The organism is Vibrio qingdaonensis (assembly GCF_026191675.1).
GTDB classification, from domain to species: domain Bacteria; phylum Pseudomonadota; class Gammaproteobacteria; order Enterobacterales; family Vibrionaceae; genus Vibrio; species Vibrio qingdaonensis.
Genome location: NZ_JAKRRY010000040.1, coordinates 40261 through 47932, shown reverse-complemented (window position 1 = coordinate 47932; position 7672 = coordinate 40261). Strand labels below are relative to the sequence as shown.

Here is a 7672-nt window from a genome sequence, read left to right as displayed (position 1 = left end):
CACGAGTGGGGCTTTTTTAATACTTTATAAAGAGCGGTTCGCAAGCGAATGAGTTTGAGATCACGTGTTAGATATTCGCCACGTTGATAAACATCGACTCATCAATGTTTGACGATGAAATTTCAGCTTCGTTAAATCCGTATTGAGCTCGCTCTCCTTCCCTATCAATTGGCAGGTTTTCGAAATCAAATAAATCTTTATCCGCTAATTGGCTTGGGCTGACATTCTGAATCGACTTGAAAATCTTTTCTACTCGACCCGGTGTTTTCTTATCCCAGTCAATCAGCATTGCTTTAATGCTCTGGCGTTGCAAATTTTCTTGCGAGCCACAAAGATTACATGGAATAATTGGGAATTCTTTATGTTCAGCATACTGAATTAAGTCAGTCTCACGACAATAGGTCAGCGGACGAATGACCACATTGCGACCGTCATCAGAACGAAGTTTAGGCGGCATAGCCTTTAAACGTGCTCCGTGGAACATATTTAAAAACATCGTTTCCACAATATCGTCTAGGTGATGACCAAGTGCAATTTTAGTCGCGCCAATTTTTTCTGCAAACGAATACAGAGTGCCACGACGCAAGCGTGAGCATAAACCGCAGGTTGTTTTACCTTCTGGGATTTTCTCTTTCACGACGGAATAGGTATCTTTATCAACGATGTAATAAGGAATATTTAGCGTTTCAAAGTACTCAGGCAAGATGTGCTCTGGAAAGCCAGGTTGTTTTTGGTCTAGATTCACCGCCACAACATCAAAGTGAATCGGGGCCGCTTCTTTCAATCGTAGTAAGATATCAAGCATCGCAAATGAGTCTTTACCACCACTGATACATGCCATTACAACATCATTCTCTTCAATCATGTTGTAATCTATGATGGCATTACCAACATTTCTCCTAAGACGTTTTTGGAGTTTGTTGAATTCAAGTGTGTCTTTTCTGGTATCTTTTTGATTCATTGCGATTTCTCATACTACCGACTAGTTCGACGGTCATTGGCCGCCGGATGCGTTATAGGGCGCGGATTATACTTTGTTTTACAGAGTGTGAAAACAAGCAAAGCAATAGTAAATCTATCACTCGCCTGTTTTATCGGTTAATTAGCGACATCGGTGAGTTTCTGGCTCACCAATGCGGTTAATTTGCACTAGGAATGTAGGGTAATACTCGACTGGTTTTAGAAGGAAGCTGCATGAATCCGTTTTTGCCTATTTCTTCAAGCAAGACCTGAGCTTTACCGTTAGAAATTTCAATAAAATCGCCACCGGATAGCTCAATACGTCCATTTTCCTGTTCAGCAAACTCTAACGTGAGCCCAGTGACATCAGCGGTAAACCACCCAGAAAACATGCCACCAAGGTCTGCAAGCATCGTCTGCATTTGCGGCAGAAGGTTCGCAACATCTTGATAAGACACCTTTCCGGATAGCGGTTCTTTAGTCATCACGACCATAGAAAAGTCACATTGTTTCATGGGCGGTGTGTGTATGTAGACTAACGGGTTCGCCTGCTTTAAGTTACCATCTAATGGAACCAGCAACTCGTTATATTCACTGGTTTTTAATTCTTCGTACTTTTCCTCTTTCTCCATCCAAGCTTTTTCAATATTACACAATTGTTGGCTTTGGGCGTCGACAAAGAAGAATCCGACTTTAACGTCCTCATGCCCTTCTTTGATATTGTTCTTCATTTGAGAATAGAGTTTAGAATAAGTAAAACGATATTCTTGCGCTGTTGCTGGCATGGCTAATACGCCCGCGAACAGACCAAGTAAGGCTAAATTGGCTACTTTTTTCATAGTGTTATTTTGATGTCCAGAATTCTTCATTATGGCGAATCATCGCTTGTAAGTCTTTGACGTATGCCTCACCGCGCTCAGAGTAGCGAAGCAAGCCATTTGTCATCGCCAATGCGGACACTTCCGTTAATGGTGATGCTCCGCTCTCTCGTAATTGTTTGCGTATCGCTCGCAGATCACTGTAAGCATTGTTTCTATTCACATTCATAAAGTAACCATGAATAGATTGCTGAGGAGAAGAAAACTTCGCAACCTCATGAGTTTTTCCTTCTCCGCGCTGAAGGGGCACGAGACCACACCCGTTGCTATAACACCATTGACCAAAGTAGTTGTTGGCTTCTTTTGCAAAGCGAGATGTTCCCCATGCAGATTCGTTTGCCGCTTGGGTTAACACCAGTGATTCTGGTAACACGTCGACGCGTTGTAGAATTTGCTCTACCCACTCGTAGGTCACCTCTTTCGGCTCTAAATTGTATAATCGCCCTATTCGCTTTGCGGTTTCGATTTGTTCATACGTAAGCGACTGCTCGTCAAGTGCCTGTTGCAATTGCAAAATTCGCTTACGTTCTTTGACTATCCGGGCATTTTCAATAGCTACACCCGGTCTTAAGTAATCGAAAAACGTTTGTTTCTTTTCTGTAATATCCGTAATGGCGCCGATGTCAGGTGGTGAGTCAGAGATTGGCGTGAGTGCAGTGTCTGAAACATCATTGCCGTCGTAACTTTCATTTTCTTGATTAAGATACCAAAAAGTACTACCCGACAGCAGCACAGCCGCTGCCACTAACTTATGCGACTTACGCATCGAAAACCTCTGGATTTTTGTTAGGTTTATCGTTGTCATTGCTATGATCGTTGTCGCGTGGTGGTCGCCCCTGACCGCCATCGCTATCATCGTCTTGATTCGCTGTTATTTGAAGTTTAATACCAAACATTTCTCGATATATAATACCTTTCACGTGGAAGAAAAACGGCAAAACAAAAATTAACCCTACGCCGTAGAACATGGCGCCGACGATAAACATCAACATCATTAACGTATAAATACCCGCGAGAACAAAAATTTTCTTATTTACTGCACGCAACGAGAGCAAAAGCGATTGCATTGGTGGAATGCGTTTTTCACAAATAAGTAAAATTGACTGACTAAACGCAAGTGACAAATACATAGAGATAAACGGCAACATCATCCCAACCACACCCTGCAATACAAGGCTTGCTAACGTTGCAATAATGACTGGTACGGTAAATTGCAAACCCTTTGCGATATGACGAGACTTCGTGGTTAACCCACAGGCGTGGCTCATCGCCATTAACGATACACTAGCGTAAAACGGGGCACTGACGACTTCGTAACTGAAGTTGGCAACGAAAATAGCTTGAAAAATTCGCTCATCAAGCAACGATGGATCCTGGAAGGCTTGTAAGATAAGCCCGGGGTCACCAAGCTGAAGTTTTAACGCGACATAAAAGATACCTAGCTGAACAAAAATAAGCGCAATGATCGCCGGAGAAAACGACATGAAGTGCTTCATGGTTTGCTTCCATGCCTCTTGAAATATGTCGCCGGCTTTCAGTTCATACTGACCCGATACCGCTCGCTCAATACTGCCACCTAAATTGAAGTCTCTTTCAAAATCATTTTTCATAGTTTTTCCATGTCACACTTAAGAATGCGAACGTCTATTTTTCCGTTAAAAAGGCTGCGCCATTATAGCGGCATCACGCAATGATTATCACGCTAATAAGCTTGATTTATTATCTTTTTGGATAATAATTAACCACTTGATAAGGTGAAATTTTCATCTTGAAGCTTTCTGAAACAAGTATGGTAAATAATGTTTAGTTTTACCTGCGAAATTTTTTTTGTTTCAAGATAAAAAGTGCTTTGATTTCACCCCATTGGTGATTATGATGCGCGCCTTAATCGTGTATCGCAACAGGCCATGAAAAACCAAACGGCCAAGGTGGAGATAAGCAGACATTGAACGCTAAACAATCAGTAGGAACACCAGTCGTACAGCTATCTGGTGTAAGTAAAAGTTTCGATGGTAAGGAAATCATCGCAAATCTAGACTTAAACGTTAATCATGGTGAGTTTCTCACTATCTTAGGTCCTTCAGGTTGCGGTAAAACAACCGTACTTCGAATGATTGCAGGCTTTGAAACTGTAGATAACGGTTCTATTAGTCTTGCAGACCAAGATGTCACCGAAGTTCCTGCTGAGCAAAGGCATGTCAATACCGTCTTCCAAAGCTACGCCCTATTCCCACACATGACGGTATTTGAGAACGTCGCGTTTGGCCTGCGGATGCAAAAAGTTCCGAGTGCAGAGATTGAACCACGAGTAACAGAAGCGCTCAAAATGGTTCGATTGGAAAAAATGGCGCAACGTAAGCCTCATCAACTTTCAGGTGGTCAGCAACAACGTATCGCGATTGCGCGAGCTGTGGTGAACAAGCCTAAAGTATTACTACTCGACGAATCGTTATCAGCGCTTGATTACAAACTACGCAAGCAAATGCAAATTGAGCTTAAACAATTACAACGTCAGCTAGGGATTACCTTTATCTTCGTTACACACGACCAAGAAGAAGCGCTATCCATGTCTGACCGTATCATTGTTATGCGCGACGGTGTGATAGAGCAAGACGGGTCACCACGCGAAATTTACGAAGAGCCTAAAAACTTGTTCGTTGCGCGCTTTATCGGTGAGATTAATGTCTTTAATGCGACCGTCAATCAACGTATTGATGACAAACGCATTCAAGCAATAATTGAAGGCCAAGAATGCATTGTTTATCACGATCAGCCTTGTGTAGACGGTGAGAAATTACAAGTATTACTTCGCCCAGAAGACTTAAGAATTGAAGAAATTAAAGAGTCTGAAACCAAAGGTATTGTTGGCCACGTTGCTGAACGTACCTACAAAGGTATGACGCTTGATTCAGTAGTAGAACTTGAATCTGGAATGCGCGTAATGGTTAGTGAATTCTTCAATGAAGATGATCCTGATGTTGACCATTCTTTGGGTCAAAAAGTTGCCGTTACTTGGGTTGAAAGCTGGGAAGTGGTATTAAAAGATGAGCAAGAAATTTAATTTACAAAATGCCATCATCACATTAATCGTTGGCTGGTTAGTACTGTTTGTATTGATCCCAAATGTGATGATCATTGGCACAAGCTTTTTAACTCGAGACGAAGCTAATCTCATTGAGATGACGTTTACGCTTAACAACTACGCCCGTCTGTTGGACCCTTTGTACGCCAAAGTGGTACTGCATTCGTTCTATATGGCGATCGTTGCGACCTTAATTTGCCTTGTTATTGGCTACCCATTTGCTTATATCGTTGCAAAGATGCCAGAAAAGTGGCGTCCTTTTATGCTGTTCCTCGTCATTGTACCGTTTTGGACTAACTCTCTAATTCGAACTTATGGCTTGAAAATTGTCCTAGGAACTCAGGGCATATTGAATAAAGGGCTACTGGCACTCGATATTATTGATAAGCCACTCCGTATTATGTATACGGAAACAGCCGTCATGATCGGCTTAGTCTATATTTTGCTGCCTTTTATGATTCTCCCACTCTACTCTGCACTAGAGAAGTTGGATCATACTTACATAGAAGCGGCGAAAGATTTAGGTGCGAGTAAATGGCAAACTATTACCAAAGTAATTTTGCCGCTAACGATGCCAGGTATTATTGGTGGGTGCTTGTTGGTGCTATTGCCAGCACTAGGCATGTTCTATATTGCCGATTTGCTTGGTGGAGCGAAAAACCTACTCATTGGTAACGTGATTAAGAGCCAGATTCTCAACGCAAGGGATTGGCCATTTGGTGCCGCAACCAGTATTGCTTTAACAACCGCTATGGCTGTGATGCTCTATGCCTACTATCGAGCAGGTAAATTATTAAACCGTAAAGTGGAGCTCGAATAATGGGTCGCACTGCTAAATTTGGTTTCATGACATTAGTTTATGCATTTTTGTACTTACCAATCATTGTCTTGATTGCTAACTCCTTTAATGCCAATAAATTCGGTATGAAATGGGGTGGTCTCACCACGAAGTGGTATCACGCACTATTCAATAACGACAGCCTTATGCAAGCGGCTTGGCATTCGATTAATGTCGCCGTGTTTTCCGCGACGGCAGCAACGTTAATTGGCAGTTTGACTGCAGTGGCGTTGTTTCGCTACCAATTTAAAGGTAAGCAAGCGGTTAGTGGGCTATTGTTTATTGTTATGATGTCTCCTGACATTGTGATGGCTATTTCATTGCTCGCTATTTTCTTGGTAATGGGTGTTCAACTTGGTTTCTTGACCCTGCTGGTTGCGCATATTACGTTTTGTTTGCCGTTTGTTGTTGTCACCGTTTATAGCCGCTTAAAAGGCTTCGATGTCAAAATGTTAGAAGCGGCAAAAGATCTTGGTGCAAGTGAATGGACAATCCTAAAGCAGATTATTCTCCCACTGGCTAAGCCTGCAGTGGCTGGCGGTTGGTTGCTAAGTTTTACATTATCTCTTGATGATGTCATTGTGAGCTCGTTTGTTACTGGGCCGACTTACGAAATTTTACCGCTGAAGATCTACTCTATGGTTAAGGTGGGTATTTCTCCGGAGGTCAATGCCCTAGCAACCATCATGTTGATTGTGTCACTGGCTTTAGTCATGACTTCGCAGTTTCTCGCACGCGAAAAAATTAAGTAACGGTCGTCAAATTTAAAAGTGAGAGCAGAGTGACGCCGTCACTCTGCTTTTTTTATCTATGCCATTATGGCAGCGTTTGTTTGGAGCTTACGTCAATGAAAAAATGGGCTACTTTATTAGCTGGTAGTGCATGTGCACTTTCTCTTGCATCAGGCATGGTTAGTGCAAAAGAGCAACAATTAGTCTTCATGAACTGGGGACCGTACATCAACAGTAACATCCTCGAGCAGTTCACTGAAGAAACCGGTATAAAGGTCATCTATTCGACTTATGAGTCTAATGAGACACTTTATGCTAAGTTGAAGACACATAATAAAGGTTATGATCTTGTCGTTCCGTCTACTTACTTCGTCGCGAAAATGCGCGATGAAGGCATGCTACAAAAAATCGATAAGAGCAAACTTAGTAACTTCGGTAACCTTGATAGCAATTATCTAGATAAACCGTATGACCCAAATAACGATTATTCGATTCCTCATGTTGTCGCGATTACCGGCCTTGCCGTAAATACCGATATGTATGATCCCAATGACTTTACTAGCTGGGCAGATTTATGGAAACCAGAACTAGAAGGTCAGTTAATGATGATGGATGATACCCGCGAGGTGTTCCATATCGCTTTGCGTAAACTGGGTTACTCGGGCAACACAACGGATCAAGCCCAGATTGATGAGGCATACGCTGAACTTCAAAAACTAATGCCAAATGTACTGGTATTTAACTCTGACAATCCTGGGTCACCGTATATGTCTGGCGAAGTCGGTTTGGGCATGTTATGGAACGGGTCTGCAGCCGCGGCTCAGAAAGAAGGCGTGCCTTTACAGCTTGTTTTCCCGAAAGAAGGCGGTATTGGTTGGGTTGACAACTTTGCTATCAGTTCAGGTGCAACTAACATAGAAGCGGCTCACAAGATGATTGATTTCTTACTGCGCCCTGATATTGCAGAACAAATCTCCAATGACACCGGTTACTTAACGGCAGTCAAGGCGTCAAACGACAAGTTCAAGCATGAACCAGCCCTATTCCCTTCTCAGGAAGATTTAGACCGAGTTGAGTGGCAAGATTCAGTTGGTGATAAAACGGTCGCTTACGAAGATTATTTCATGAAGCTAAAAGCTGGGCAGTAGTTTACCTACATCCTTAACTAAAGGTGGCATCAGCC

8 protein-coding genes are annotated in these 7672 nt (G+C 42.5%); 4 read left to right on the top strand and 4 right to left on the bottom strand.

Annotated elements, in window-relative coordinates; genetic code table 11:
- Positions 1-67 precede the first annotated feature (67 nt).
- From ttcA to MD535_RS21420, 4 genes are all read right to left on the bottom strand, one after another.
- On the bottom strand, positions 68-961 hold the full coding sequence (ttcA, locus tag MD535_RS21435; RefSeq protein ID WP_265677074.1) for a tRNA 2-thiocytidine(32) synthetase TtcA: 894 nt from the start codon (positions 959-961) through the stop codon (positions 68-70).
- A 178-nt stretch (positions 962-1139) separates the two neighbouring features.
- On the bottom strand, positions 1140-1799 hold the full coding sequence (locus tag MD535_RS21430) for a DUF2987 domain-containing protein (protein WP_265677073.1): 660 nt from the start codon (positions 1797-1799) through the stop codon (positions 1140-1142).
- Positions 1800-1803: 4 nt separating this feature from the next.
- Complete coding sequence (locus MD535_RS21425; RefSeq protein ID WP_265677072.1) at positions 1804-2604, bottom strand: glucosaminidase domain-containing protein; 801 nt, start codon at positions 2602-2604, stop codon at positions 1804-1806.
- Entirely contained in the window at positions 2597-3448 is an 852-nt protein-coding gene (locus MD535_RS21420; RefSeq protein WP_265677071.1) for a DUF2189 domain-containing protein, read from the bottom strand. The genes MD535_RS21425 and MD535_RS21420 overlap by 8 nt, the downstream gene beginning before the upstream one ends.
- Positions 3449-3783: 335 nt before the next feature.
- Here MD535_RS21420 and potA point away from each other — a divergent pair, with 335 nt between their 5' ends.
- The 4 genes from potA to MD535_RS21400 all read left to right on the top strand — a co-directional run bounded on the left by potA (position 3784) and on the right by MD535_RS21400 (position 7637).
- A complete protein-coding gene (gene potA / locus MD535_RS21415; protein WP_265677070.1) occupies positions 3784-4899 on the top strand; it encodes a spermidine/putrescine ABC transporter ATP-binding protein PotA in 1116 nt (371 codons plus the stop codon).
- Positions 4883-5740, top strand: a complete 858-nt coding sequence (potB, locus tag MD535_RS21410) for a spermidine/putrescine ABC transporter permease PotB (RefSeq protein ID WP_265677069.1) — start codon at positions 4883-4885, stop codon at positions 5738-5740. Before potA ends, potB begins: the two co-directional genes overlap by 17 nt.
- Complete coding sequence (gene potC / locus MD535_RS21405) at positions 5740-6510, top strand: spermidine/putrescine ABC transporter permease PotC (protein WP_265677068.1); 771 nt, start codon at positions 5740-5742, stop codon at positions 6508-6510. The genes potB and potC overlap by 1 nt, the downstream gene beginning before the upstream one ends.
- 95 nt (positions 6511-6605) lie before the next feature.
- The gene (locus MD535_RS21400; RefSeq protein WP_265677067.1) at positions 6606-7637 is read left to right on the top strand and encodes an extracellular solute-binding protein; all 1032 of its coding nucleotides are present in this window, start codon (positions 6606-6608) and stop codon (positions 7635-7637) included.
- Positions 7638-7672 lie beyond the last annotated feature (35 nt).

Bases quoted from the DNA above. Each gene is read 5' to 3' on its own strand.
- MD535_RS21400 (WP_265677067.1), top strand. From the start codon at position 6,606: ATGAAAAAATGGGCTACTTTATTAGCTGGTAGTGCATGTGCACTTTCT.
- MD535_RS21425 (WP_265677072.1), bottom strand. From the start codon at position 2,604: ATGCGTAAGTCGCATAAGTTAGTGGCAGCGGCTGTGCTGCTGTCGGGT.
- MD535_RS21430 (WP_265677073.1), bottom strand. From the start codon at position 1,799: ATGAAAAAAGTAGCCAATTTAGCCTTACTTGGTCTGTTCGCGGGCGTA.
- potC (WP_265677068.1), top strand. From the start codon at position 5,740: ATGGGTCGCACTGCTAAATTTGGTTTCATGACATTAGTTTATGCATTT.
- ttcA (WP_265677074.1), bottom strand. From the start codon at position 961: ATGAATCAAAAAGATACCAGAAAAGACACACTTGAATTCAACAAACTC.
- MD535_RS21420 (WP_265677071.1), bottom strand. From the start codon at position 3,448: ATGAAAAATGATTTTGAAAGAGACTTCAATTTAGGTGGCAGTATTGAG.
- potB (WP_265677069.1), top strand. From the start codon at position 4,883: ATGAGCAAGAAATTTAATTTACAAAATGCCATCATCACATTAATCGTT.